The sequence below is a fragment of the Candidatus Enterococcus myersii genome (assembly GCF_017316025.1).
GTDB classification, from domain to species: Bacteria; Bacillota; Bacilli; order Lactobacillales; family Enterococcaceae; genus Enterococcus_C; species Enterococcus_C montenegrensis.
Genome location: NZ_JAFLVT010000018.1, coordinates 140521 through 165635 on the forward strand (window position 1 = coordinate 140521; position 25115 = coordinate 165635).

The 25115-nt window shown below is 38.5% G+C and carries 29 protein-coding genes and 2 tRNA genes; all 31 read right to left on the minus strand.

Features of this window, described 5'->3' with window-relative positions; all coding sequences use genetic code 11:
* Nucleotides 1–23: 23 nt before the first annotated feature.
* On the minus strand, nucleotides 24–473 hold the full coding sequence (locus JZO76_RS12200) for a CopY/TcrY family copper transport repressor (protein WP_206904898.1): 450 nt from the start codon (nucleotides 471–473) through the stop codon (nucleotides 24–26).
* A gap of 121 nt (nucleotides 474–594) precedes the next feature.
* Nucleotides 595–1584: an aldose epimerase family protein gene (locus tag JZO76_RS12205; RefSeq protein WP_206904899.1), complete on the minus strand. Its 990-nt coding sequence runs from the start codon at nucleotides 1582–1584 to the stop codon at nucleotides 595–597.
* 323 nt (nucleotides 1585–1907) lie between these two features.
* Nucleotides 1908–1979, minus strand: a tRNA-Gln gene (locus JZO76_RS12210).
* Between the two features lies 1 nt (nucleotide 1980).
* Nucleotides 1981–2064 (minus strand) — tRNA-Tyr (locus tag JZO76_RS12215).
* 87 nt (nucleotides 2065–2151) lie between these two features.
* Complete coding sequence (locus JZO76_RS12220) at nucleotides 2152–2412, minus strand: DUF2969 domain-containing protein (protein WP_206905334.1); 261 nt, start codon at nucleotides 2410–2412, stop codon at nucleotides 2152–2154.
* Between the two features lie 122 nt (nucleotides 2413–2534).
* Complete coding sequence (locus JZO76_RS12225; protein WP_206904903.1) at nucleotides 2535–3188, minus strand: CBS and ACT domain-containing protein; 654 nt, start codon at nucleotides 3186–3188, stop codon at nucleotides 2535–2537.
* 3 nt (nucleotides 3189–3191) lie between these two features.
* The gene (locus JZO76_RS12230; protein WP_206904906.1) at nucleotides 3192–3893 is read right to left on the minus strand and encodes an ABC transporter ATP-binding protein; all 702 of its coding nucleotides are present in this window, start codon (nucleotides 3891–3893) and stop codon (nucleotides 3192–3194) included.
* Nucleotides 3893–4669, minus strand: coding sequence for an ABC transporter ATP-binding protein (locus JZO76_RS12235; protein WP_206904909.1), 777 nt, complete (start codon nucleotides 4667–4669; stop codon nucleotides 3893–3895). Before JZO76_RS12235 ends, JZO76_RS12230 begins: the two co-directional genes overlap by 1 nt.
* On the minus strand, nucleotides 4650–5624 hold the full coding sequence (locus JZO76_RS12240) for a branched-chain amino acid ABC transporter permease (protein ID WP_206904913.1): 975 nt from the start codon (nucleotides 5622–5624) through the stop codon (nucleotides 4650–4652). Before JZO76_RS12240 ends, JZO76_RS12235 begins: the two co-directional genes overlap by 20 nt.
* Nucleotides 5625–5633: 9 nt before the next feature.
* Nucleotides 5634–6512 carry a branched-chain amino acid ABC transporter permease gene (locus JZO76_RS12245; RefSeq protein WP_206904916.1) on the minus strand — a complete coding sequence of 293 codons (879 nt, stop codon included), beginning with the start codon at nucleotides 6510–6512 and terminating at the stop codon, nucleotides 5634–5636.
* Between the two features lie 167 nt (nucleotides 6513–6679).
* Nucleotides 6680–7861 (minus strand): ABC transporter substrate-binding protein, encoded by a 1182-nt coding sequence (locus JZO76_RS12250; protein WP_206904919.1) that lies wholly within the window; start codon nucleotides 7859–7861, stop codon nucleotides 6680–6682.
* 734 nt (nucleotides 7862–8595) lie between these two features.
* Nucleotides 8596–8883 (minus strand): membrane protein insertion efficiency factor YidD, encoded by a 288-nt coding sequence (gene yidD, locus JZO76_RS12255; protein ID WP_206904922.1) that lies wholly within the window; start codon nucleotides 8881–8883, stop codon nucleotides 8596–8598.
* A gap of 107 nt (nucleotides 8884–8990) precedes the next feature.
* Nucleotides 8991–9650: a 3D domain-containing protein gene (locus tag JZO76_RS12260; RefSeq protein WP_206904924.1), complete on the minus strand. Its 660-nt coding sequence runs from the start codon at nucleotides 9648–9650 to the stop codon at nucleotides 8991–8993.
* 507 nt (nucleotides 9651–10157) lie between these two features.
* Nucleotides 10158–10334 (minus strand): DNA-directed RNA polymerase subunit beta, encoded by a 177-nt coding sequence (locus tag JZO76_RS12265; RefSeq protein ID WP_016171500.1) that lies wholly within the window; start codon nucleotides 10332–10334, stop codon nucleotides 10158–10160.
* Nucleotides 10335–10353: 19 nt separating this feature from the next.
* Nucleotides 10354–11652 carry a UDP-N-acetylglucosamine 1-carboxyvinyltransferase gene (murA, locus tag JZO76_RS12270; protein ID WP_206904927.1) on the minus strand — a complete coding sequence of 433 codons (1299 nt, stop codon included), beginning with the start codon at nucleotides 11650–11652 and terminating at the stop codon, nucleotides 10354–10356.
* Between the two features lie 94 nt (nucleotides 11653–11746).
* Nucleotides 11747–11980: a DUF1146 family protein gene (locus JZO76_RS12275; RefSeq protein ID WP_206904931.1), complete on the minus strand. Its 234-nt coding sequence runs from the start codon at nucleotides 11978–11980 to the stop codon at nucleotides 11747–11749.
* A 332-nt stretch (nucleotides 11981–12312) separates the two neighbouring features.
* Complete coding sequence (locus tag JZO76_RS12280) at nucleotides 12313–12732, minus strand: F0F1 ATP synthase subunit epsilon (RefSeq protein WP_206904934.1); 420 nt, start codon at nucleotides 12730–12732, stop codon at nucleotides 12313–12315.
* 13 nt (nucleotides 12733–12745) lie between these two features.
* Nucleotides 12746–14152 carry a F0F1 ATP synthase subunit beta gene (gene atpD, locus JZO76_RS12285; RefSeq protein ID WP_206904937.1) on the minus strand — a complete coding sequence of 469 codons (1407 nt, stop codon included), beginning with the start codon at nucleotides 14150–14152 and terminating at the stop codon, nucleotides 12746–12748.
* A 29-nt stretch (nucleotides 14153–14181) separates the two neighbouring features.
* Nucleotides 14182–15084, minus strand: coding sequence for a F0F1 ATP synthase subunit gamma (locus tag JZO76_RS12290; protein ID WP_206904940.1), 903 nt, complete (start codon nucleotides 15082–15084; stop codon nucleotides 14182–14184).
* A gap of 14 nt (nucleotides 15085–15098) precedes the next feature.
* Nucleotides 15099–16664, minus strand: a complete 1566-nt coding sequence (gene atpA, locus JZO76_RS12295; protein ID WP_206904943.1) for a F0F1 ATP synthase subunit alpha — start codon at nucleotides 16662–16664, stop codon at nucleotides 15099–15101.
* A gap of 23 nt (nucleotides 16665–16687) precedes the next feature.
* Nucleotides 16688–17230: an ATP synthase F1 subunit delta gene (gene atpH / locus JZO76_RS12300; protein WP_206904947.1), complete on the minus strand. Its 543-nt coding sequence runs from the start codon at nucleotides 17228–17230 to the stop codon at nucleotides 16688–16690.
* A complete protein-coding gene (atpF, locus tag JZO76_RS12305) occupies nucleotides 17217–17735 on the minus strand; it encodes a F0F1 ATP synthase subunit B (RefSeq protein WP_206904950.1) in 519 nt (172 codons plus the stop codon). Before atpF ends, atpH begins: the two co-directional genes overlap by 14 nt.
* Nucleotides 17736–17826: 91 nt before the next feature.
* Nucleotides 17827–18042, minus strand: a complete 216-nt coding sequence (atpE, locus tag JZO76_RS12310; RefSeq protein ID WP_016171491.1) for an ATP synthase F0 subunit C — start codon at nucleotides 18040–18042, stop codon at nucleotides 17827–17829.
* 91 nt (nucleotides 18043–18133) lie between these two features.
* Nucleotides 18134–18850 (minus strand): F0F1 ATP synthase subunit A, encoded by a 717-nt coding sequence (atpB, locus tag JZO76_RS12315; RefSeq protein ID WP_071865630.1) that lies wholly within the window; start codon nucleotides 18848–18850, stop codon nucleotides 18134–18136.
* A 295-nt stretch (nucleotides 18851–19145) separates the two neighbouring features.
* Nucleotides 19146–19604 carry an SsrA-binding protein SmpB gene (gene smpB / locus JZO76_RS12320; RefSeq protein WP_206904952.1) on the minus strand — a complete coding sequence of 153 codons (459 nt, stop codon included), beginning with the start codon at nucleotides 19602–19604 and terminating at the stop codon, nucleotides 19146–19148.
* A gap of 174 nt (nucleotides 19605–19778) precedes the next feature.
* Nucleotides 19779–22151, minus strand: coding sequence for a ribonuclease R (gene rnr / locus JZO76_RS12325; protein ID WP_206904959.1), 2373 nt, complete (start codon nucleotides 22149–22151; stop codon nucleotides 19779–19781).
* A 3-nt stretch (nucleotides 22152–22154) separates the two neighbouring features.
* Nucleotides 22155–22904, minus strand: coding sequence for an alpha/beta hydrolase (locus JZO76_RS12330; RefSeq protein WP_206904961.1), 750 nt, complete (start codon nucleotides 22902–22904; stop codon nucleotides 22155–22157).
* Nucleotides 22905–23011: 107 nt separating this feature from the next.
* Nucleotides 23012–23248: a preprotein translocase subunit SecG gene (gene secG, locus JZO76_RS12335; protein ID WP_071865626.1), complete on the minus strand. Its 237-nt coding sequence runs from the start codon at nucleotides 23246–23248 to the stop codon at nucleotides 23012–23014.
* A 162-nt stretch (nucleotides 23249–23410) separates the two neighbouring features.
* On the minus strand, nucleotides 23411–23680 hold the full coding sequence (locus JZO76_RS12340) for a GNAT family N-acetyltransferase (RefSeq protein WP_206904965.1): 270 nt from the start codon (nucleotides 23678–23680) through the stop codon (nucleotides 23411–23413).
* 1 nt (nucleotide 23681) lies between these two features.
* Nucleotides 23682–23951, minus strand: coding sequence for a (4Fe-4S)-binding protein (locus tag JZO76_RS12345; RefSeq protein ID WP_206904966.1), 270 nt, complete (start codon nucleotides 23949–23951; stop codon nucleotides 23682–23684).
* A gap of 142 nt (nucleotides 23952–24093) precedes the next feature.
* The gene (locus tag JZO76_RS12350; RefSeq protein WP_242595880.1) at nucleotides 24094–25038 is read right to left on the minus strand and encodes an alpha/beta hydrolase; all 945 of its coding nucleotides are present in this window, start codon (nucleotides 25036–25038) and stop codon (nucleotides 24094–24096) included.
* Nucleotides 25039–25115 lie beyond the last annotated feature (77 nt).

The following is a 25115-nucleotide window of genomic DNA, read 5'->3' on the forward strand; positions in this document are numbered from 1 at the left end:
TTGATTTCCTCTTTTCATAATTTTTAATGATTTATTTTGACTTGATGTTGACTACATTCACATTGACCAGGAATACAATTGCAAGCAATACTTGCTACTGGTGTTTTGGCAAGTAGCGCAGTATTAATTGCCGCAATATCTGCTGCTGTCAATTCTGCTTCGTTGATTAAGTCAGCGATTGTTACACCAATCTTTTTGGCACAGATGTGAGAAAAAAGATTTTCGGTTGCACTGCGAACAGTTGCAGTTTCTGATACATTGGGGTAATAAATAAATTTTTTACCTTCTGCCTCACTCCGAATTACTTCTTTTTTACTTAACCGTCCTAATAGTGTCTTTACCGTAGCAAGCTTCCAATCCATCTTATCACCTAAAATTTCAGCAATCTCATGCGCAGTTGCAGCTTTTACTGTCCATAATACCCGCATCACTTCCCATTCTGCATCGCTGATTTTGACAGGTTCTGTCATCATGTTATCCTCACCTCGTTTACAAGTGTAATCTTAACTTCTTTTTAAGTTTACATCTGTAAACGTAAATGGTCAAGAAAAAACTTCACCAAATTTTTTAGTGAAGTTTTTTTGTGCCTATTTTTTAAAAAATTAATTTGAAAGTACTTTCCATTGTGTAAGGTTTATCAGCTGTCAGAGTAATACTGCCAAATTGAGGGTAAATTTCAGTACCAGGCACCCCTTGTGGCTCAATCGCCACTGCCCCGTGATTTGCCATAACGCCGTTTTTCATTACTGTCCCCGCTTCCCCAGTGCCAGTGGTATAAATAACTACTGCTGGAGCTTGTGTCATCAAACTTAAGGCAACTTTTCCATCTGGTGCAGTTAAAGTTAATGCTTTTTGGGCACCTTCATCAATCAAAAAAGGATCATCTAAAAGCGTCTCGCCAATTTTAGCACCTGTCACAAAATCAAATTTTGTACCAGCGACCGCAACTTTCTCGCCAGTTGTTGTGACGTCATCATTGGTTTTAGCAACAAAATGTGCGTTAATTTGTAAATTATGCGTATCAATTGACTCACTGGGCGAACCCGTCAAATTGTAGTAACCATGATTGGTTGGATTGAACAAAGTTTTTTTGTCTGTGGTTGCTTCAAATTTGAAACTGTATTGATTATCATCGGTTAAAGTATAAATTGCTTTTGCCGCTAAATTACCAGGGAAACCGTGATTGCCATCCGGATCATTTAATGTGAAGATAACACCAGCCTCATTATCCTTAGTGAAGGTTTGTGCCTCCCAATTTCGCGCGTCAAATCCTACAAAACCACCATGTAATGTATTGCCTTTTTGATTGGCCTCTGTTTTGTAAATTGTTTCATCTAATTCAAACTGTGCGCCGGCAATGCGACCAGCGACCGGGCCAATGGTAGCATTATAATAACTATTTTCTTTGTAGTCTGTTATTGTCTTGCATCCAACCAATACATCACGCAAAGTACCATCGACTGGTAATGCTAACGAAATGGCACGCGCCCCAAAAGGATGTAGCCCCAAAACTACGCCGTTTTCATTTTTCACTTCATAATACGTCCCGAATGCCTTACTGTCTAACTTTGTAACTGTTGCCATCTGCACCGCTCCTTTGTTTATCTACTATCTCGATGAAAAAAAGCCTTTTCAATCTCTTTTTTAGTATAGCGGTGATCAGCAGGAACGTCAATTTATTTAGTAACATTTAGTAAATTTAATTTTACTACTTTTCGTATCCACGTAAGAGGACCTGTCACCTTAAAAAAAAGCAAGTTTAAGATGTAACGTATGGTCTAAAACATTAATATAATTCTAGCCCCTATTTACGCACAAAGTCTGGTCTGAAAATAGCTTTTTCAAAAACAAAAGCGAGATTTTTATTGCACAAAAAAACGCATCTTCAATTGAAGATACGTTTGAAACTGGGGTAGCTGGATTCGAACCAACGCATGAGGGAGTCAAAGTCCCTTGCCTTACCGCTTGGCTATACCCCAATGGTGGAGGAGAGTGGATTCGAACCACTGAACCCTAAGGAACGGATTTACAGTCCGTCGCGTTTAGCCACTTCGCTACTCCTCCGAAAGGTTTTAATCAACCTGACTTAGTTATAATACAAAAGATAACTAAAAAATGCAAGTGGTAATTTCAATTTTTTTTACAGAAATTTTAGTCATGCAAATTATGTTGCAATAACACAGCTTCCACCGCTAAATCTAAGGATTTATAAGCTCCTAGATCCTCTTTTCCTAAGAAAGCTTCGTAATTCTTTTCACCCATAGTCAAAATTTCACCAATAACTTTTTTACCGATTGATAATTGGTTGACGGTGTAATTTTTACCTTTAATATCTTTTTTTACTTCTTCTACTTTAACTTCGATATCTTTTTTCTTCGTCACACTTCTCACCTCGCTAAAGTATTTTATCATATTCTTATCTTGTTGGGTATAAAAAGGAAATGAAAAACCCAAACAAGTCCGCCTCCCCTTCTCATCTTGGTACTTTAACCGCTAAAAGGTACGTGCATTTTTTGTTTGGGTTGTAATCTTTCTTACATATTATGCGTATTGGTTAAAACTGCTGCAGTTACCAAATAACCGGCCTCTGTTAGTACTTCTTTAACTTTTTCAACATTACGAGACTGAACTTGAATTTCAACAATTGTAGCCAGTTCCATCCGATTGACGACAATCGTTAAAATACTAAAATCATGCTCGGCTAAAAGTTTGGTAATTTCTGCTAAAATCCCCACATGATCATCGGCTATTTGTAAGCTGACCCGGGTCCCACCATCGTTGTAGCCAGTAATTTTTAAAAAGGCCGCGAAGATATCATTATTGGTTATGATTCCTTTGACTGCTTCTTTTTCTACTACTGGTAGTACAGCAATCTTATTTTCCCGCATTTTATAAATGGCATCTTCTAGCAATGCATCTGGTGCAATGGTCAGCACATTTTTTTCCATGACATCGCCTACGGTCGTCTTATTTAACAAATAATTGGCTTCATAGACACTTAAACTTGTGGCTTTTGAAGGCATCGCTTCTTGAATAATGCCTTCTGTAATTAATCCGACTAATTTATCCTGTTGCAAAACGGGCAAACGATGGATATCGTGTTGTTTCATTAAATCAATCGCATCAAAAATAGGTGTATCTGGTGCTACTACTACTAAGTTTTTCGTCATAAAATCACTAACACTCATCTTCTAACCCCCTAAATAAGCTTTTTTCACTTCATCGCTGGCTAATAATGCTTTTCCTGTGCCATCTAAAACAACACTGCCAGTTTCCAAGACATACCCGCGGTCTGCAATAGACAAAGCCATTTTAGCATTTTGTTCGATAAGTAAAATCGTCGTACCTTGCTCTTTGATTTCTTCAATAATACTGAAGATTTCTTTAATAAAAATCGGCGCGAGTCCCATTGACGGCTCGTCTAACAAAAGCAATTCAGGTTTTGACATTAAAGCGCGCCCCATAGCCAACATTTGTTGTTCACCACCAGAAAGTGTTGCGGCATCTTGGTTGCGGCGTTCTTTTAAAACCGGAAACTTTTGAAAGACTTGTTCGTAATCTTGTTTTACCTCTCCGTCCTTACGTAAAAATGCACCCATTTCCAAGTTTTCTTGTACCGTTAAACCACTAAAAACATGGCGTCCTTCTGGTACTTGAGATAACCCAGCTGCCACAATTTTTTGTGGCGGCGTTTTGGTAATACTTTGTCCTTTAAACGTAATTTCACCTTGGCTTGGACGTAATAAACCTGAAATTGTCCGTAAAATTGTTGTTTTTCCAGCACCGTTGGCACCGATTAAAGAAACAATCTCCCCTTTATTGACATTAAATGACACATCATGAACCGCTTCAATAACACCGTAATGGACAGTTAAATTTTTAATTTCTAACATTACATATCCCCTCCCAAATACGCTTTTATGACACGGGGATCTTTTTTGATTTTTTCTGGTTCACCTTCAGCAATAATGCGACCGTATTCCAAAACATAAATCCGCTGACACACATCCATCACCAAACTCATGTCGTGTTCAATTAGCAAAATGGTCAGCTGAAAGTCCTTTTGAATTTTACGGATTAATTCCGTTAATTCGGCTGTCTCTTGCGGATTCATTCCTGCTGCTGGTTCATCTAAAAACAAGATTTTTGGCTCTGTTGCCAGAGCCCGCACAATTTCTAAACGCCGTTGTTCGCCATAGGGCAAGTTTTTAGCTAAAGTTGTTAATTTACTTTCTAAACCAAAAATTGCCAGTAGCTCCACTGCTTTTTGTTTCAGCGCATCTTCATTACGGTAAAATTCCGGCAAACGTAAAATACTTGTAAAAAAGCCTTCTTGATGCTTGGCGTTCATCGCAATTAGAACATTATCTAAAACACTTAAGTCTTTAAACAAACGAATATTTTGAAACGTCCGAGATAATCCCATTTTGGCAATGTGGTAAGGCTTAACGCCATTTAACTTTTCAACTTGTCCTTGCGGTGAAAATAACACATCACCTGCACTAGGCTCATAAACACCGGTTAATAAGTTAAATAGTGTCGTTTTTCCTGCACCATTTGGGCCAATCAACCCTACCAATTCATTAGTATCCAACGCCATATTCACATGAGAAACTGCAGCCAGGCCACCAAAGTTTTTCGTCAAATTTTTAACTGTTAATAGAGGCATCTGCATCATCCCCCTTTGTGAATTTTTGCCAAATTTTCTTAACAGAAAATTCCCAAGTTCCCAACAAGCCACTTGGTTTAAAGATCATAATGATAATTAGCGCTAGTGCGTAGACAATCATACGAACATAACCAAAGTCTTGTAAGAACATATTTAAAACGCCCAAGACAATCGCTGAAACGACTGCTCCTGTCGTTGAACCCATCCCGCCAAAGACGACAATAATTAATATATCAATAGATTTCATAAAGCCATAGTCTTTTGGAAAAACCGATTGTTGGTAACCGGCAAATAACGTGCCGGCAATACTAGCCGTAATAGCCCCTAACACAAAGGCAACGACCTTATACTTGGTTGTGTTAACTCCCATCGACTCGGCTGCTATCTCGTCTTCGCGCACAGCTAATGTCGCACGACCGGGACCACTATGAACAAAATTTGCCACAACTAAGATCGTCAATACGGCAAAGACGTAGACCGTCTCCCAAGTGGTAAATTGTAAAATACCAAAAATTCCGGTTGGACCATTGGTGATATCCCGCATGTTAACAATTAAAATACGGATAATTTCTGAAATTCCCAACGTTGCAATCGCCAAATAATCGCCTTTTAATCGCAGTGTTGGAACGCCGACTACTAATGCCACCACGCCTGAAATCACCATTCCTAATAAGAGGCCAGTAAAAAAGCCGCCATAAGTAGGATTATTAATTGACATAATAGCACCGGAATAAGCGCCAATCGCCATAAACCCAGCGTGCCCTAAAGAAAACTGACCAGAAAAACCGATAATCAAATTCAAACCCACAGCCAAAATAATGTTGATACCAATATTGACAATAATCCGGTCAGTAAACATGGTAATTACACCGGTGTTATAAAAAACTAACAAAACCACATAGACTAAAGCAGCCAAGCCTAACCAGGTTAAATTGTATTTCAAATTCTTTTTCATCCTGGTCACCTACACTTTCTCTTTAATATTCTTGCCTAAAATTCCTGCCGGCCGAATTAATAAAATCAAAATCAAAACTAAATAAACAATAGCATCTTTAAAATCAGAAAAGCCTAACGCCGTTGCAATTGTCTCAATTAGACCAATTACAAAGCCCCCCAAAGCTGCACCAGGAATAATCCCAATCCCTCCTAATACGGCGGCAACAAAAGATTTCAACCCTGGCGTAACCCCCATCATGGGATCAATCGAGTTATAATAAAGACCGATTAACATCCCGCCAGCAGCCGCTAAAGCTGAGCCCAAGGCAAAGGTAAAAGAAATTGTGCGATTCACATTAATTCCCATTAATTGAGCAGCATCTGGATCAACGCTGACTGCCCGCATCGCTTTTCCCATCTTCGTTTTCTTTACAATTAATTGTAATAAAACCATCAAAATAACTGAGACTGCTAAAATTAAAAGCTGAATATTGCTGACTTTAATAAAACCAAAGCTATATGTTGCCCGTTTAATTACTTGTGGAAAAGCCCGCACATCTGGACTAAAGAAGAAAATCATGACATTTTGCAGTAAATAAGATACCCCAATCGCTGTAATCAAAGCAGCAATTCGAGTTGATTTACGCAACGGACGATATGCCAAAAACTCAATCACTACACCTAATGCCGCACTAGCCGCCATTGAAATCAAAAGGGCTGGGAAAAATCCCAATCCGCCAAGATTAATCAAAAAATAGCCAATAAAACTACCAATCATATAAACTTCACCATGGGCAAAGTTAATTAACTTGATGATTCCATAAACCATTGTGTAGCCCAAGGCCAATAATGCGTATATACTGCCTAAAAATAAGCCATTTATTAATTGTTGAATCATCGTTTCCATCTCATCACATCCATTTATCTTTTAAAAAAAGGTTGAGATAAAAGTCCCGCTGCAGTAAAAGTATCCCTCATTTATTTTAGAAAGCGCCTGTCTTTTAACAGTATGCTAAAAACAAATGACTGATCGTTTACTACAGCTGTCTTTATCCAACCTTTCAAAGTTCTTATTTACGGATTTACTGTCTCCGCTGAAGTTTCTTTTCCATCTGTTAAGCCCAGGACTACGGCTGATTTTTCAGGGTTATGTTCTTTATCAATTGTCATTTCTCCTGTTACCCCTTTAAAATCTTTCAAGCTTTCTAAACCTTTTTTAATCGCACTTGAATCAGCAGACCCTTCATCTTCAATCGCTTGTTTTACCATATAAACAGCATCATAAGCTAATGCATTAAATGAAGATGGTTCTTTGCCATACTTTTCCTTAAAAGCTTTAATGAAAGGTTCTACCTTGTCTGTTGCCGGAGCTTTCGTTGAGAAGTGACCTGTGTAAAAGACATTTGTGACATTGCTAGCACCAGCTGTTTCTACCAATTTGGCATCACCAAAGCCATCAGCCCCCACAATTGGCGTTTCAATTCCCATTTCCCGCGCTTGTTTGATAATTAAACCAGCTTCTGTGTAGTAGCCCGGAATGTATAAAACGTTGAAGTCTTTGTCTTTGATTTTTGTTAAGACTGCTTGGAAATCTTTGTCACCTTCTGTAAAGTTTTCTTCCGCAACGATTTTGCCTTTGTATTCATCTTTGAAGGCTTTTGTTAAGCCAATACCATAATCACTGGAATTATCACCTAAGATAATCGCTTTATCTGCTTTTAAGTTTTCATGGGCATATTTTGCTAAAATTTTTCCTTGGAAGCTATCTTGGAAACAAGAACGAAAAGCGTAAGCTTGGACTTTATCCCCTTGTTTTGTGATTGCATCATCTGTTCCTGATGGTGTAACTAAAGGTACTTCTGCTTTAGTTGCATTTGGTAATGCAGATTTTACCGCACCAGATGTCGCTGGCCCAATTAGCGCCACAACTTTACTGTTTGTTGTTAGGTTGGTCGCGACAGTTCCTGCTTCATTATTATCTGATTTATTATCTTTTGAGATTAAATCTATTTTTTTGCCGTCAATACCACCATCGGCATTGATTTGCTCGACTGCTAATTCAATACCTTCTTTTTCAGCATTTCCATAGGCTGCCACTGCACCGGATAATTCCATATTCATTCCGATTTTAATCGTATCGCCTTCTTGTTTATTTCCTCCAGCAGAACCTTCTGTGGCTCCGCCTCCTTTTGGCGCTGCACTACATGCAGATAACAACACTAACCCCGTAAACAAAAATGCAAATTTCTTTTTCATATTATTCCTCCTCTTTTTCTCGGCAAAAATTTTTTGATTACACCAAAACTTCTATTTATATAAATATTAAATTTACCCAAAACTTTGGCTAACCAATAAAGTTAAAAATTATGCCTTCTAAAAACAAGCTGTTTTCATAAAATAATCATGACACCGCCATGGACGATGGGATATGTTATAAAATATACTGAAAATTCAGAACAAAGTCAATGAATATTCAGAATATTTCATCAATTATTGCGAAATTATTTTATGTAAGCCTTTTACATATTTCAAAAGCATCGAAAACATGACAAACTAACATAAACATCAGGAACTGCTTTTGTAAAAAAACAACAAACAAAGTTTTTTATTATCTTCTTTTAATAATTTTATCATTTAATTTCAGTTAAGCCAAACGATATTCTAAGCACGCAACTTATTTTAAACGCTTCAAACCCATTAAAAATCGCAAAAAAAACTGAAGTTTCCTTCATGACCAGAACAGCTAAAATACTTTTTTAGCTAACATGTAATGATAGTCTACCTTCAGATATCCTATAACAAGTGATCTAATACGCTAAACCTGTTTTTGTTATCTGCCAAAAATTCCTTGGTTACTATTTGGCTATAGACAGGTATTTTTTTTTAAGCCATGCATTGCCGGTTGTTTTGCCTTCAATAGAAGAAATTAGCTTTCTTTTGAAACTCTTTAATTTTGGCAAATAAAAAAACGCCAAGAGAATGGTTAGCTCTTAGCGCGAATGATGGTGATGATGAAGTTGTGTTTTACTTTCTTTTGGTTTATTAGGGTTCCGACGCAAGGAGAAAGTTTCCGGCACATAATCTAGGCCGCCTTTTACAAAAGGATGACAGCGTAATATTCTTGCAGTCCCCATAATACCACCCTTTAAGGCTCCATGTTTTTCTACTGCTTGAATCATATATGACGAACAAGTAGGGTAATAACGACAACTGGGGGGAAACAAAGGAGAGATAAAGCGTTGATACCCCCGTACCAGTCCAATCATTATTTTTTTCATGTAAATTATCCTTTCTGGAAATGATTGCCACTGGCCAAAGCATACGTCAATTTTAAAACTGTTACAAGTAAAAAAGTTCAAGTCACATGAACTTGAACTTTTAACTCCTATCCTAAAATCGTTACTTTCACTTGACGACGTCCCCAAGCTTCACATTGGCCTGCTGTCGAAAAATGAACATCAATAATATTGCCTTGAATTGCTGAACCGGTATCCACAGCGTATGCTTCGCCATAACCTTCAACATATAAATGCGTTCCTAATGGAATTACACTTGGATCAACAGCTACCGCCATTGGGTTGGCAAGTAAGTTTTGGCCAGTTGCAGTGACAGAACCGCCACCTAAAGCATCCGCTGGATCTGAACTATAGGCTGTGGCTTCCATCATCATTGTTTGACCACTTGGTTGGCTTTCATTTGCTTGCTGCGCTTTTGTTTCTTGTTGGGCAGCTTCTTGTGCTGCCTTTTCTTTTTCAGCTTTTTCTTTTTCGGCTTTTTCCGCTGCGATTTTTTTTGCCTTTTCGGCGGCGGCTTTTTTAGCGGCCTCTTTTGCTTTAATATCTGCTTTGACTAAATCAACAGCTTTATTATTTGTTGTTTCCACTAACAGTGAACTTGATAAATTAGTTGCTTCAGCTTTTGAAACAAGTTCAGTCTGAAGTGTTGGCTGACTAGCCGTTTCATTTTCAGCTGCGTAAACAGGTAACATACTACCTACGGCGATCACAATCGTTGCACTTAAAATTGGTAATAAACGGGTTTGCATTAATCGACACTCCTCAAAAATATAAAAACTCTAATGGCCTAACTTGTACCATTACAATTAAATTGAATTTTTCCACGAGAAGTATCATAGCATCTCTTTTTAGCTGATAGGTTACAAGAGAGTTAAACCTCTTTGACAAGAAAAAAGAAACGCTGCTGTTTTTTGTTACAAACGAAATATTTGTCTTATAAGCATAAAGCAATAAGCAAGAGCCTTGCTACTATAGGCTTTCAAATTATTACAAAAGCGTAATTTTCAATTCAGAAAGTTTTTTTGAGAACGCTTTTATCACAAGTTATAAAATCACGATTACATGAAATTTGGGAAATCGACCCAAAAAACGCTGTTTATTACGTTAGTTTTACAAAAAAGACAAAAAATGAAGCGTTATCAATACTAATTTTCCCCACTGTTGTTTTAAAATAGTTAATTTTTATTAGAAAAATTTCGCTCCTTGGTATGAAACAACACAAAAAAAGTCGACCATATACGGTCGACTAACAGTTTTTATTTCATAAAATCTAAAATATGCGTCCAGAGTCCTGGATAAAAAACTTTTAATGGCATTCCTTCACCAATTCCACCATAGCCAATCATCGTTCCAATAATGAACATAATCATTGCAAGTAAAAGGACAAAAAGAATTTTCACTAAAGTCGTAATAATATAACGATTTAATCTCATCCAGTCACACCTCTATCTTTTAAGCAATTGTAGCAGCACTTTTAGCTGCTTTGTGTTCAATCTCAACACGTTCCACATTACCACCTAGAGCTTGTAATTTTTTGTGGAAGTTGTAATAGCCACGATCTAAATATTTCAAATTGCGAACGCGGGTAATGCCGTTTGAACGTAAACCAACTAAGATTAAAGCCGCTGCAGCACGTAAGTCCGTTGCATAAACTAATGCACCTTGCATTTCATGTCCACCTTCAATGACAGCCACATTGCCATCAATTTTCACATGAGCATTCATACGACGCATTTCTTCTAAATGTTGGAAACGATTTTCAAATACGGTTTCTGTTACGATACTTGTGCCTGGTGCTACCATTTGAATTGCAGTCATTTGAGCTTGCATATCTGTTGGGAAACCTGGGTGAGGCATTGTTTTCACGTCTGTTGGTTTTAATACTTTAGGCCCAATAACGCGAACTCCGCCTTCTTCTTCAATAATTTCAGCACCCATTTCGCTTAATTTAGAAATTAAAGGACGATTATGTTCTGAAATGGCATCTTGAATTAAAACGTTACCTTCTGTCATTGCTGCGGCCACCATGAAAGTTCCAGCTTCAATTCTATCTTGAACGATTGAATGGTTAACTGCGTGCAAATGATCCACGCCTTCAATTCTCATGGTTTCTGTACCAGCACCAAAAATTTGTGCTCCCATTTTATTTAAGACATTCGCAAGATCAACAATTTCAGGTTCACGGGCCACGTTTTCGATGATTGTTGTTCCTTTTGCTTTAACAGCAGCCATCATAATATTTTGCGTAGCACCAACACTTGGGAAGTCCAAGTAAATTGTGTTGCCGTGTAACTCATCGGCAATTGCTTCAATATAACCATCTTTTTGATTAATTTTAGCGCCTAAAGCTTGGAACCCTTTTAGATGTAAGTCAATTGGACGTTTACCAATTGCACAACCACCAGGCATCGCAACTTTAGCATGTCCGTTACGCGCCAATAATGGTCCCATAACAACAATAGATGCCCGCATTTGGCTGACTAATTCATAAGGTGCTTCAATTTCTAATTGACGAGAAGCATTGATCGTCACTTCGTTTACAGCTTCATTAAAATCTACGTCCACGTTTAAGTGGCGAATAACTTCATTCATTGTTAAAACGTCAGATAGAATTGGCACATTACGTAAAGTAGTAGTCCCTTCTTCTGCTAATAGACTTGCAGCTAAGATTGGTAAAACGGCATTTTTTGCGCCTTCAATTTTGACAGTACCTTTTAATTGATTACCACTTTGAACGATAATCTCTTCCATAAAATTCCCTCCAGAAAATAGCCTGAATGCTTCTGCACTCAAAATCTGTTTTATTATACCATAACTTTTTCATAAAGTACGTTTTTTGTATTCGTTAGACAATTGAAAGAAAAGTATTCTTCAATAAATTCAGGATTTCCAAGAAAAAGCTACTTGTCAGATAGCCCAAGCTAATGGCTAACATCAAAATAACAATCCTGATTTGCGCTGTCTGAAACGATTTGAAAAGTGTATCCAATCGTAAAGACCGCAATCCCCAAAAGGCTAAGTAAACAAATGCAAAGTGACTGATAATCCGTACAATTGCATCGACACCATATACTTGCATCCTTCTTCCTCCTGAGTAAAAAATTCAACACTCCTATAGTACCACAAATAGTAACTTAAAAAAACAGAAATATTTTAAAAATCTTTAAAGCGTTTTTTAAAAGTCTCTTTTATAATTTTAGCTTATTTTGCTTTTCCTGCAAAACAAAAAGGTCGAAAGTATGACAAAACAAAATAACACTTTGTAAAATGTATCCGTAAAACGTATTTTTTATTTTACGCTATGTATAAAAAATAGACTGCGATAAATTTTTATCACAGTCTATTTACAGATAAATGATGTCCTCACAATTTGCTACCAAGTATAAAATTGCGGTTAGGCATCATTGCTTATCATTGATGTTTTGAAACATTAATCCGATTAATAGCCCGATGCAAAGCAACAGTCGCTCGGCGTAAAGAATCGACATCTTCTTTTTCCCGTGCTTCTTCAATCATACGTTCAGCCCGCTGTTTGGCGCGTTCAGCCCGAGAAACATCGATATCACGTTCCCGCTCAGCGCTATCGGCAATAATGGAGACCACATTATCTCGCACTTCCATAATGCCGCCGTTAACCGCAATCCAGTCAACATGGGTATCAGAATCGGTACGTTTTACCCGAACTTCATCAATTGCTAAAGGTGTAATAATCGGTGCGTGTTTTGGTAAAATACCAATTTCACCAGCCGTTGTGTTGGCAACAACGATTTTAGCGTGGTGATCATAAACTAAACCATTAGGTGTTACCACATTTACAGTTAAGTATTCCATGGTGCACCCCTTTCTAGTAGCCTAGTTTTTTCGCTTTTTCCACCGCTTCTTCAATTGTACCGACATTACGGAAGGCTTCTTCTGGTAATTCATCGTGCTTCCCATCTAAAATTTCTTTGAAGCCTTTAATTGTTTCGGCAACGGGTACATAAGAACCCGGTTGTCCGGTAAATTGTTCGGCAACGTGGAAGTTTTGTGATAAGAAAAATTGAATTCGGCGCGCTCTAGCGACCAAGACTTTTTCTTCATCTGACAATTCATCCATCCCTAAGATGGCGATAATATCTTGTAATTCACGGTAACGTTGCAAGACATGTTGGACTTCACTGGCTACTTCATAGTGAACTTCACCAACAATTTCTGGTGCTAAAGCACTAGAAGATGATGCAAGGGGATCGACCGCTGGATAAATCCCTTGTTCTGTTAATTTACGTTCCAAGTTGGTTGTTGCATCTAAGTGAGCAAATGCTGTTGCTGGCGCAGGGTCAGTGTAGTCATCGGCTGGTACATAGATCGCTTGAATAGACGTAATAGAACCTTTTTTCGTTGAAGTAATCCGTTCTTGCAGTTGTCCCATTTCAGTTGCTAGTGTTGGTTGATAACCAACAGCAGATGGCATCCGGCCTAACAAGGCAGATACTTCTGAGCCGGCTTGCGTAAAACGGAAAATATTATCGATAAAGAGCAATACGTCTTGACCTTCTACATCGCGGAAGTATTCCGCAATTGTTAAACCAGTCAACGCAACCCGCATCCGGGCACCTGGTGGCTCATTCATTTGACCAAAGACCATGGCAGTTTTTTCAATAACGCCAGACTCTTTCATTTCATAATACAAGTCATTACCTTCACGGGTACGTTCACCAACACCGGTAAAAACAGAAATCCCGCCGTGTTCTTGGGCAATATTATGAATTAATTCTTGGATTAAAACGGTTTTACCAACACCGGCACCACCGAACAACCCAACTTTACCACCTTTTAAGTAAGGGGCTAGTAAGTCGATAACTTTAATCCCAGTTTCCAAAATTTCTGTACTAGTGCTTAATTCATCAAAATCAGGTGCTTTTTTATGGATACCACTACGTTTAGCATCAGCTGGAAAAGGTGCTTCCAAGTCGATTGTATCCCCCAAAACGTTAAATACACGACCTAAAGTATCTTTACCTACTGGCACAGAGATTGAGCTGCCAGTGTCGACAACTTCCATTCCCCGCTGCAAACCATCGGTAGACTCCATGGCGATAGTTCGAATTACACCATCACCTAGTTCCAAGGCAGCTTCTAATACAATCTTGGTTTTTTGCTCGTCGTTTTTATAGACAACCAAGGCATTGTTAATGTCTGGTAATGATTGATCTAAAGAAAATTCCACGTCAACAACGGGACCGATTACTTGAACAATCTTGCCTGAACTCATCTGTTTTCCTCCATTCACTCACGAAATCATTAATCGAGTGCCGAAGCTCCCGCTACAATTTCGGTAATTTCTTGGGTAATTGCCCCTTGACGTGCGCGATTATAAGAAATCGTCAAATCACCGATAATATTTTTCGCATTGTCTGTTGCTGTCTTCATAGCTGTCATTCCGGCTGCATGTTCAGCGGTTTTCGCATCAACGATTGCACCGTAAATTAAACTTTCAGCATATTGTGGTAACAAGTGATCTAGAATTTCTTCTTTGGAAGGTTCAAACAAATATTCTTGTTCATAACTTTCCGCTTCTTCTGGATCCAAGTCAACAATTGGCAACATTTTTTCAACTCGAAACTGACTCGTTAATGAATTAATATGGTGATTGTAGCACACATATAATTCATCAAAGACTTCATTTTGATACATTGTTGTTGCCATGGTAACGATTTTACGAACTTCTTCAAAACTTGGTTGGTCAGACAAATTACGCAATTCATATGCCAAATTAATTCCCCGTGCTTTAAAAAAGTCAGCTCCTGTCGCGCCAATAGCTACCATCACGTATTCATCGGCTGATTGGTGGTCTTCTTTTAACATCGACATCATTTGTTTTAAAATTGAACTATTGTAGCCACCAACTAAACCACCATCAGAGGTAATCACGATGTAGCCGGTTTTTTTTACCGGACGGCTAATCAGCATGCTATTGTAATTCACCCCATCTTGTGGGCCGGCAGAATAAATATCATTTAACTGTTGTGCAGTCAAATGCGTTACTACTTCCCGAACTTTTGAGGCATAAATTTGAAACTGTTTTGAGTGAGCTTCAGACTTGGTCAATTTAGCCGCCGATACCATTTGCATGGCGTTGGTGATTTGACTGGTTTTCTTCGTTGAAGCAATCCGTTGCTTAATCTCGTTTAAGGAAGCTCCCATTTATCTCACCTCTTTTAAGAACGTTCGTTTTCGATTGAAGCGACAGTTTCTTTGGCAGAACCGCTACTACTATTACCGGCAGCCATAAAGATATCTTTTGCTTCTTTAATTGCTGCATCCACTTGATCTTCAGCCGGTAAATCTTTGGTTGTACGAATAGTTTCAAAGATATCAGCATGGTTTGCATCAATATACTCAAACAAGTTTTCTTCGAAATCCAAGACACGGTTAACTGGAATACTGTCAATAAAACCGTGGGTTAAGGCATATAAAATGATAACTTGTTTTTCAACAGCTAATGGTGCATGTAATTTTTGTTTCAAAATTTCTACGGTACGGCGACCACGATTTAGTTTTGCTTGGGTCGCTTGGTCCAAATCAGAACCAAACTGTGTAAAGGCTTCTAGTTCACGATAACTAGCTAAGTCCAAACGAAGCGTTCCCGCAACTTTTTTCATTGCTTTAATTTGAGCAGAGCCCCCAACCCGTGACACTGATAAACCAGCGTCAATAGCAGGTCGCACACCAGAATAGAACAAATCATTTTCTAAGAAAATTTGTCCATCGGTGATTGAAATCACATTGGTTGGGATATAAGCAGAGATATCTCCGGCTTGCGTTTCCACAAATGGTAACGCGGTCATTGAACCGCCACCTAATTCATCAGAAAGTTTGGCCGCCCGTTCCAATAGACGAGAGTGCAAATAGAAAACATCCCCTGGATAAGCTTCACGACCTGGTGGACGACGTAATAGTAAAGAGAGTTCACGATAAGCAACAGCTTGTTTTGATAAGTCATCAAAAACAATTAATACGTGTTTGCCGTTATACATGAATTCTTCACCCATAGCCGTACCAGCATACGGTGCGATGTATAGTAATGGAGCTGGTTGTGATGCCCCAGCAGAAACAACGATTGTATAATCTAAGGCACCATATTTACGTAATGTTTCCACTTGTGCACGAACTGTTGAATCTTTTTGTCCAATTGCCACGTAAATACAAATCATATCTTGACCTTTTTGGTTGATAATTGTATCAATCGCAATGGATGTTTTACCGGTTTTTCGATCCCCGATAACGAGTTCCCGTTGACCACGACCAATTGGCACTAAAGCGTCAATGGCTTTTAACCCAGTTTGCATAGGTTCAGAAACGGATTGTCGTTGCATAACACCTGGTGCTAATGTTTCCACTGGGCGTGTTTTATTGGTATCAATTGCACCTAGACCGTCGATTGGTTGACCTAATGGATTTACAACCCGACCAATTAAAGCATCCCCAACTGGTACTTCCATAATTTTCCCAGTACGTTTTACTTTATCGCCTTCGCGGATGGTCTCAAAGTCGCCTAAGATGATAATCCCGACGTCGTTTGTTTCTAAGTTTTGCGCCATCCCAAATGAACCATTGGAAAATTCTAGCAATTCACCACTCATGGCATTTTCCAAACCGTGAGCCCGGGCAATCCCGTCACCAACGTAAGTTACAGTCCCAATTTCTTCGACTGCTAGTTCACTCTGGTAATTTTTAATTTGTTCTTTAATCAGAGCACTGATTTCTTCTGCTTTGATGGCCATTTGTTTCACCTCTTTAATTAAACTTATCTACCAATCATCGATCGTAGTTGTTCTAATCGGCTTTTTACACTGCCGTCAATTACTTGATGGTTGGCTTCCACCACGACCCCGCCTAAAATATTGGGATCAACTTTTTCAACCAAATTTGCTTTTTTATAGCCCAATAAGCTGGCAATTTTTTCTTCTAATTGTCCTTTTTGCTCACTAGACAAAGTCACGGCGGTTGTCACCGTACCCAAAACTAGGCTTTGGGCTTCATCATAACGGCGTTCATATTCATCGATGATTAAAATTAAATCATCCATGCGATTATAACGGAAAACAACTTCTAAAAAGTTTTTGGTGATTCCGTCAAATTCGGAAACGATTTTGTCCATTAAAGCGCGTTTTGCTCCTAAGTTCAAACGAACATCACTCAGCATATTACCAAGATCAGGAATTGCTTCATAAACGTTTTTCAAACTAAGCAAATCTTGGTAGACAGCATCGGTAACCCGTTCTTCTGCCGCCAGCTCAAACAACGCTTTACCGTAGCGTTTGCCTACCGTGTATTTATCGAGTTTCATGGTTGCCCAATCCTTCAATATAGTGATTAATTAATGCTTCATGGGCTTCTGGCGATAGCTCTTTGTTCAAGATTTTTTCGGCAATTTGTAAAGAAAGTTCAGCTACATCGTCTTTAACACTTGTCATTGCAGCATCTCTTTCCATGGAAATATCACTTTTTGCCTTATCTTTCAAACGAGATACCTCTTCTTTGGTTTCGTTTAAAATATTTTGACGGCTGAGCTCGCCGCTGTCTTTAGCATTTTTGATGATTTCAGCTGCTTCGCTTTTGGAAGACATCAATTGAGTTTGACGTTCTTGTTCAAGCTTAGCTGCTTTAGTCCGGGATTGTTCAGCGGAATCTAAATCGTTAGCAATTTTATCTTCCCGTTTTTTCATCATGTCTGAAATTGCGCCCCAAGCAAAGTGCTTTAAAAGTGCAACTAACAATAAGAAAGAACCGGATACAACGACGATACTACTGATAGTTGTATTCCCGACTTCTGCTAATACAATATTTAGCATAAGCGTAAGCTCCTTTTCTACTATTTAAGGTTGCCGTATCATGGCAAAAAAGCAAAAACAGTTTGCATCCGTTTCTGCTTTTCTCGTGGTTTTAGCCCATGAACACAAGTAACAAAGCAATAACCACACCTAAAATAGGCACAGCTTCTACTAACGCAACCCCGATGAACATTGTGGAACGTAATTGACCAGACATTTCTGGTTGGCGTGCCATAGATTCGATAGTTTGTGAGATAACTTTCCCGTTACCATAACCAGCTCCGATAGCTGCCCCGACGATTGCGATACCTGCTGCGATAAAGTTCATAATTTTTTTCCTCCTAAATTATAAAGTTGAGACGACCGGATAAATGTTTTTGCATTTTGTCGTCAAACCAGTTGATAAATGTCTTTTGAATCTACTCTTCTGTTTCCAATTTGTGCCCCATAAATACCATGGATAAGGTGACAAATACGTACGCTTGGATGGCGCCTATAAATAATGAGAAGCCAATCCAAATCATCTCTAATGGAATAACTACAGGAAGCGTTAGCCAGCCAACATTGTTTAACATGTCAACAATTAAGCCAAGCAAAACCTCACCGGCGAAAATATTCCCGTAAAGACGTAAACCCAGGGTAATGATGTTGGTAAATTCTTCGATGATCTTAATTGGTAGCAAAAAGGCTACGGGTTGTAAAAATGATACTTTAAAGTAACCTTTCAACCCAAATTTTTGCACCCCGAAGAAATGGGTCATCGCAATCATCATCAATGCCAATGTCAATGTCACAAAGGGATCCGCGGTTGGACTTTTCCAAAAAGTTGTTTCACCGACAACAATTTTCGTCACAAGACCAATCTCATTGGCGACAAAAACAAATAGAAACAAGGCAAATGATAATAAATGGAAGTTGTTCACTTCATTACTTGGGAGGTTATCTCCTAAGATACCGCGAACGAAATCAATTACCCACTCAATAAAGTTTTGTTTGCCCTTTGGTTTTAACTGTAAATTTCGTGTACAAACAAAAACTAGTGTAAAGACAATAACACACGTGATAAGTGTCATTAAAAGGATGGTGCCATCAAACCAGATGGGACCAATATTGAAAACGAGTGGTTTTTCTTTCAATATTTCTCACCTCTTTTCATACGTATGCTCCAGCTAAAAAAGCTGGTAAATAAGTGCTGCTAATGCTTTTGGCATGATAACCAATGGGTATCATACCACCACGGATAGAAAATTTCAAAAGATTTTCAGTAAGATTTGACAGTTTTAGCAAAATGACTAATAGAAATGTGTAATACCTATAATCAGTAAAACGAATCATTAACTAAAAAAGCGAAATTTGACACACCGTCTGAGTAAATGCTATCAAAAAGACCCAACTTTATAAAGCAATATCCCCTGTTAAATGCAAATTTCTTCAATAGTTTTTTAAAACGCGGCTTATTTGTCTTTCTTGATCCTTACGTTTTAATGTTTCACGTTTATCATACTCTTTTTTCCCCTTAGCAAGTCCAATTAAGACTTTGGCAAAACCGTCTTTTAAGTAGACTTTAAGCGGGACTACGGTCATCCCGGCACTTTTCATTTCACCATATAAACGATCAATTTGTTTACGGTGTAATAAAAGTTTTCGTGTCCGCAGTGGATCGTGATTGAATAAATTGCCTTGTTCATAAGGTGAGATGTGGACATTGTATAAGAATGCTTCCCCATTGCGAACACGAACAAAACCGTCTTTTAAATTAATGCGGGCATTGCGGATTGACTTAATTTCTGTCCCTTGTAAAACAATCCCAGCTTCTAACGTATCAATAATTGTATAGTCGTGGCGGGCTTTTTTATTTTGGGCGATCAATTTACCTTCGCCTTTTGGCATATAAGCCACCTCCTGTGCTTTTTTATTTATAAAGGCCGCTAAAATTTCCACAAGAAAAAACATTGATCTGACTGCCTTAGCACTGTCAGAGCTTTCTAACAAGGGCTGAGACATTCCTATAATCCTGCTTTCAATTACAGATAAGCCCAACGCCTTTGTCCCAACCGCTTTTCATTATTTATGTTTTTTCTTTTTGACTCCTTTATAAAACGGTTTTTTACCTTTTTTCTTCTTATTATTTCCTAAATAAACTTTTAGTTGACCTTTTTTATCACCGGTCTTAGCTTTAGTTGTAGAATTTTTCTTGCGGAAGTTAGCAGGATTCGTGATTTTTTTACCACCGCGATTTTTCCGACTCGTTTGTGGACGTGGTAATTGGGTAACTTCTTCTGCTGAAACCAATTCAAAATCAATTTCTCTGGTTTCAGGATTTGCATTGGTCACTTTTACCCGTACTTTTTGGCCAATTTTAAAAGTCATTCCTGTTCTTTCACCAACGAGTGCCAGCTGTTGTTCAACAAAATGGAAGTAATCATCTTTTAAATTACTAATGTGGATCATACCTTCAATTGTATTCGGTAATTCAATGAAGATACCAAATTTCGTAATCGAGCTGATAACTCCGTCAAAGTCTTCACCAATATGTGCTTGCATGAACTCAGCTTTTTTCATAGCGTCAACTTCACGCTCACACAAAACAGCCCGACGTTCCATATCAGAAGAATGATGGGCAATTTCTGGCAGCTTTTCTTGCCATTTACTTTGCATCTTTTTATCCGTAGTGCTTGCATAACTTCTAATTAAACGATGCACAATTAAATCGGGATAGCGCCTAATCGGTGAAGTAAAGTGTGTATAATAATCTGCCGCTAAGCCATAATGGCCTGCATTGTGTTCAGAATATTTTGCCTGTTGCATACTACGTAACAACATCATGTTCACAATCATTGCTTCGGGACGTTCTGCCACATCAGCAACAACTTTTTGCAAATCTTTTGGTGTAATACTTCCTTTAGTATGTTTAACTACCATCCCCAAAGCGGCAGTAAAATCAAAGAAGCGTTGCAATTTTTCTTCTTTTGGATCTTCATGAATACGATAAATAAACGGCAAATGCAACTTATTATAGTGCTCTGCTACTGTTTCGTTGGCTGCTAACATGAAAGATTCAATTAAACGTTCCCCAATGCCGCGACTCCGTAAAACAATATCTTTTGGATGACCATCTTCATCTACTAAAACTTTTGCTTCGCGATCTTCAAAGCTAACCGCTCCTCTTTGTATCCGGCGTTGTTCCAAAATATGGTGTAACTCCGCCATTTCAAAAAACATCGGTACTAATTTTTCATACCGTTGGGAGACTTCTGGGTCATGATTTTCAATAATCGCGTTCACTGCCGTGTAGGTCATTCGTTCACTAGTTTGGATAATACTTGGAAAAATAGCGTGTTTGACAATTTTCCCACTTGAATCAATCTCCATTTCACAACTCATAGTGAGACGAGGCACGTGCGGGTTTAGAGAACAAATACCATTTGACAGCCGTTGGGGAATCATTGGAATAACGCGATCGGTTAAATAGACACTAGTCCCTCGCTCATACGCTTCTTGATCTAGCGGGCTACCTTCTGTTACATAATACGAGACATCTGCGATATGCACACCTAAGAAAAAATTACCATTTGCTAATTTTTTTACAGTAACTGCATCATCTAAGTCCTTTGCATCTTCGCCGTCAATTGTCACGATCAATTGGTCGCTGCGATCAATCCGCTCTGGAAAATCAGCAGGGTTGATTGTTTCAGGTACTTTGTCTGCTTGGGCTAAGACATTAGCTGGAAAGCTGGTTGGAATGCCATGGCTAATAACGATGGATAAAATATCCATGCCTGGGTCGTTTTTGTGGCCGATAACTTGTTTTATGATACCTTCAATGCTAGTCGGATAGCCTTTTTCTGGGTAATGGGTAATCTCCACAATGACAATACTGCCGTCTACTGGTTTAATACCCTCAGCAGCAACTAAAACTCTTAGGCCGTTAAAATTTTTATCCTTTGGTTTCACGCTGCCGTACAAATCACTTTCTGCGATTTCACTTTCATCAAATAACGTGAATTCACCCACGATTTGTTTGACCGCCCGTTGTCTAATTTCAACGACTTGCCCTTCGGCACCACGATCAGAAAAAGGATCAGAGACCTTCACAATATCAATGGCAACTGTATCGCCATCCATGGCAAAACCTGTGGCTTCTTTTGGAATAAAAATATCATCTTCTTCAGGATCGATGGTCACAAAACCAAATCCCCGCTCATTGGCGCGAAAAGTCCCCTCCACCAATACTTTTTGAGGTGGTAATTTAATTTTACCTTTTTTATTAAAGACAATAGTCCCTTCTCGTTCCATCACAGCGATTGTCTGGATGAGCACTTTAAAATCATTACTTTTTTGCAGTTTTAAACCTTCGGCAATTTCTTCGGCAGAAAAACTTTTCTTATTACTTGTAGCTAGAAAAGTTAAAATCTGCTCTTTGATTGTTGCTTTCATTTTCTACCTCTTTTCATTTAGCTTAGTTAAGAAGTGGATAACATCTTTTTCAAATTGTTGGTGCACCGGATCAACGGTAATGACGTGACCACTTTGGGCGTACCAGTCCAATGTTACATCTACTTGTCTTAATGCTGCGGCAGTTTTATATGCCGTTTTTGCATCAATCATTTCATCGGCACCGCCTTGGGCCAAGTAAACCGGCACCTGTACAGAAGAAAGATTTTGACTAACTCGCGCTCCTAGCGCTTCAATATTTTGCAATTGTTTATTTACTAGTGGTCTTAGCTCACTTAGCTTTGCTGCTAGTATATCACCACTAATTTTTTGACGTTGATAAATTTGTTTAGCATATAATAGGAAGTTTTCTTCGACATTATTTTCTGTTTTAAATAAAGGCGAGCAAAAAGCACCACCTGCTACAATCTCTGGGTAGCCTTTGGTTAATAAGTCCATGGCAAAAATTCCACCCATCGATAGGCCAAAAACAGCAATTTCTTCAAAGCCTTCTTTAACTAATGTAGAAAAAGCATTTTCGGCATCTTCTTCCCATCTTTTAAAATCTGTCATTAAAATTTCTTTGGGCTCCATAGTACCGTGCCCCAAAAAAAGTGGTGCATAGACAGTATAGTTTTCTTTTTCCAATGCTCGTGACAGCATTCTGACGTCATTGGGGCTGCCAGAATATGCATGAAAGAGCAAAACAGCTTTCTTTCCTTTTTTTGTAAAAAATGATGCTGGTTTTTTTTCCACGATTTCTCACCTCAATAGCCCAATTTTACCATAAAAACAAAAGAAGGCTGAAACCTGACGCTGGATACGCCATGAGTTTCAGCCAAAAAATGATCGGTTTTATCCGTTTATTTTGATGATAAAAAGGCTAATACAAATAACAAAATTAACCAAATAGCGCCCAAAACTGCTGTTGTACGCTGCATCACGGCTTCAAAACCGCGGGCTTTTTGTTTACCAAATAATTGGTCGGCACCGCCGGTAAAGGCACTGGCTGCACTATTTTGTTTGCTCGGCTGCATCATGATAGCGATAATAATGATGATTGAAAGCACAATCACTACGCCTAATAAAAAATTATACATTCGCCGCTTCCTCCTTAAATACAATTCATCTAGTTTACTTTAGCATAAATACTGCTAGATTGCCACAAGGAATAGTTTTAAAAAAAGACTTTAACCTTACCTCCTCCACCTAAAAACAGCACAACGAAGATAACCTTCGTTGTGCTGTTTAATAGGTAAAGATTATTTGCGTAATACGTCACCGTATTCTGGTTTTTCAGCAAATTCTTTTTTGGCAAATGGGCATAGTGGAATAATCTTTAAATCATCCCGACGTGCACGTTCTACGCCATGCAATACTAATTGTTCAGCAATTTTTTGGCCACGATATGCTGGTTCAACAAAAGTGTGATCGATAATCATCATATTATCAGCAGGTGACCAAGTCATTTCACCAATTTCTTTTCCATCGTCATATACTGCAAAGCGGTCTTTTTCTTCTTTAAATTCCATTTTAAACATCCTTCCGAATAAATTTTAATGCCCCTGTCGGACATGTATTAATAACGCGTGCATCTTCATCGGCGCTGGCATTGTCTGCTAAAATCCACGGTCTGCGCCCGACTTCAAAGACTGCACCATTTCCGCGAACACAATTGCCAACATGGGCACAAATGTCTTTGTTATAATAAATATCGATATCTTTGCCGGAGTACTTACGATACCCATCAGCAACTAGCATTTCTTCTGTGACTTCTTGGCCACCGATTTTATTACCTTCCATCTGATTGCCTCCTTTAATTTAAGTGTCGCTACTCTAATTAATGCGTATTAATCAGAACTATAACCACTTACATTTTATCAGTAGTGTCATTTTTAGACAAATAATTATCCTTTTAAAAAGGTCCTGTCACTTTTACGTTACACTACCCTAAATTTTTTTCAATAAATGACCAAATTGTTTGCCAATAAGCTTCAGGCTGTTCTTTTTTAGCTTTTAAGTGCCCTACTCCTGCAAAAATTTTAAGCTCTTTTTTATCGGCGGTGGCTTCCATTAAGGTAACCGTTTCTTTCACTGGAATAAATTGATCTTCTTGGCCATGAAGAAACAAAACGGGCAAATGATTGCTCCCCAACTGTCGGCTGACAGATGCCTCTAGTAATGAATAGCCATTCCTTTTTTTGGCATATTGATTTGCCAGACCCATAAAGCGATTAACCGGATAGTTGGTTAAGCGGTGGAGTTGATATTTAAATGCACTATAAACGGAAGTGTAACTACTGTCGGCAATTAATAGCTTTACTTGAGGCGGTAATTTTTCCCCACTGGCCATCAATACCGCAGCCGCTCCCATCCCTTCACCATGTAAGATGATTTCTGCTTGTGAGTTATTTTCTGTAATTAAATTAATCCAAGTAATTAAATCTAGACGGTCTAACCACCCCAGGCCGATAATTTTGCCACTGCTGCGGCCATGGGCTCTAAGGTCTGGGACTAAAACATTATACCCTGCTTCAAAATACGTTTTAGCTTGGGCTGACATTTCATCAAAGCCCGTGCTCCGATAACCATGGACACAAATGACCCACCGGCTACTATCTTGCAAAAAAGTTGAAGCCACTAATTTTTCTTGGTCAAAACTAAGTGCGCCCCATTCATATTCAGTTAACCAAAAATTGTAAAGATCATCGGTAGGCTCTTCTTTTTTTGCATCTGGATTTAATGACGGCTGTCCTTTTGACAAATACCAATGATTGTCTCTTTCGACAATGGCATCGACAAAAAAACGCGCCCAACGCCTTAAGTAATGGTAATAAAACAGCAACCCAATTACTATTATTCCTAAAACTATTCCAATAATCATCAACATCCACGTCACCTATTTCTATCTAAACTCAACAATTCAGCTGCCCGCATAAACTTTCTCTTTGCATTTAGTTTATCATT

Excerpts from the sequence above, each read along its gene's own strand:
- JZO76_RS12235 (WP_206904909.1), bottom strand. The coding sequence starts at position 4,669 with ATGCCTCTATTAACAGTTAAAAATTTGACGAAAAACTTTGGTGGCCTG.
- atpE (WP_016171491.1), bottom strand. The coding sequence starts at position 18,042 with ATGAACTTTATCGCAGCAGGTATCGCAATCGTCGGGGCAGCTATCGGA.
- JZO76_RS12245 (WP_206904916.1), bottom strand. The coding sequence starts at position 6,512 with ATGGAAACGATGATTCAACAATTAATAAATGGCTTATTTTTAGGCAGT.
- JZO76_RS12240 (WP_206904913.1), bottom strand. The coding sequence starts at position 5,624 with ATGAAAAAGAATTTGAAATACAATTTAACCTGGTTAGGCTTGGCTGCT.
- JZO76_RS12260 (WP_206904924.1), bottom strand. The coding sequence starts at position 9,650 with ATGCAAACCCGTTTATTACCAATTTTAAGTGCAACGATTGTGATCGCC.
- atpD (WP_206904937.1), bottom strand. The coding sequence starts at position 14,152 with ATGAGTTCAGGCAAGATTGTTCAAGTAATCGGTCCCGTTGTTGACGTG.
- JZO76_RS12250 (WP_206904919.1), bottom strand. The coding sequence starts at position 7,861 with ATGAAAAAGAAATTTGCATTTTTGTTTACGGGGTTAGTGTTGTTATCT.
- JZO76_RS12350 (WP_242595880.1), bottom strand. The coding sequence starts at position 25,038 with ATGTTGATGATTATTGGAATAGTTTTAGGAATAATAGTAATTGGGTTG.
- JZO76_RS12340 (WP_206904965.1), bottom strand. The coding sequence starts at position 23,680 with ATGGAATTTAAAGAAGAAAAAGACCGCTTTGCAGTATATGACGATGGA.
- murA (WP_206904927.1), bottom strand. The coding sequence starts at position 11,652 with ATGGAAGAGATTATCGTTCAAAGTGGTAATCAATTAAAAGGTACTGTC.
- JZO76_RS12265 (WP_016171500.1), bottom strand. The coding sequence starts at position 10,334 with ATGAGATTAAATCGTTATATTATTACGACTTTAGTGAAAATTCTTTTT.
- atpA (WP_206904943.1), bottom strand. The coding sequence starts at position 16,664 with ATGGCCATCAAAGCAGAAGAAATCAGTGCTCTGATTAAAGAACAAATT.
- JZO76_RS12225 (WP_206904903.1), bottom strand. The coding sequence starts at position 3,188 with ATGAGTGTTAGTGATTTTATGACGAAAAACTTAGTAGTAGTAGCACCA.
- rnr (WP_206904959.1), bottom strand. The coding sequence starts at position 22,151 with ATGAAAGCAACAATCAAAGAGCAGATTTTAACTTTTCTAGCTACAAGT.
- atpF (WP_206904950.1), bottom strand. The coding sequence starts at position 17,735 with ATGCTAAATATTGTATTAGCAGAAGTCGGGAATACAACTATCAGTAGT.
- JZO76_RS12345 (WP_206904966.1), bottom strand. The coding sequence starts at position 23,951 with ATGGAAGGTAATAAAATCGGTGGCCAAGAAGTCACAGAAGAAATGCTA.
- smpB (WP_206904952.1), bottom strand. The coding sequence starts at position 19,604 with ATGCCAAAAGGCGAAGGTAAATTGATCGCCCAAAATAAAAAAGCCCGC.
- atpH (WP_206904947.1), bottom strand. The coding sequence starts at position 17,230 with ATGAAACTCGATAAATACACGGTAGGCAAACGCTACGGTAAAGCGTTG.
- JZO76_RS12275 (WP_206904931.1), bottom strand. The coding sequence starts at position 11,980 with ATGCAAGTATATGGTGTCGATGCAATTGTACGGATTATCAGTCACTTT.
- JZO76_RS12230 (WP_206904906.1), bottom strand. The coding sequence starts at position 3,893 with ATGTTAGAAATTAAAAATTTAACTGTCCATTACGGTGTTATTGAAGCG.
- JZO76_RS12290 (WP_206904940.1), bottom strand. The coding sequence starts at position 15,084 with ATGGGAGCTTCCTTAAACGAGATTAAGCAACGGATTGCTTCAACGAAG.
- secG (WP_071865626.1), bottom strand. The coding sequence starts at position 23,248 with ATGTATAATTTTTTATTAGGCGTAGTGATTGTGCTTTCAATCATCATT.
- JZO76_RS12220 (WP_206905334.1), bottom strand. The coding sequence starts at position 2,412 with ATGATAAAATACTTTAGCGAGGTGAGAAGTGTGACGAAGAAAAAAGAT.
- JZO76_RS12205 (WP_206904899.1), bottom strand. The coding sequence starts at position 1,584 with ATGGCAACAGTTACAAAGTTAGACAGTAAGGCATTCGGGACGTATTAT.
- JZO76_RS12200 (WP_206904898.1), bottom strand. The coding sequence starts at position 473 with ATGATGACAGAACCTGTCAAAATCAGCGATGCAGAATGGGAAGTGATG.
- yidD (WP_206904922.1), bottom strand. The coding sequence starts at position 8,883 with ATGAAAAAAATAATGATTGGACTGGTACGGGGGTATCAACGCTTTATC.
- JZO76_RS12280 (WP_206904934.1), bottom strand. The coding sequence starts at position 12,732 with ATGGAATACTTAACTGTAAATGTGGTAACACCTAATGGTTTAGTTTAT.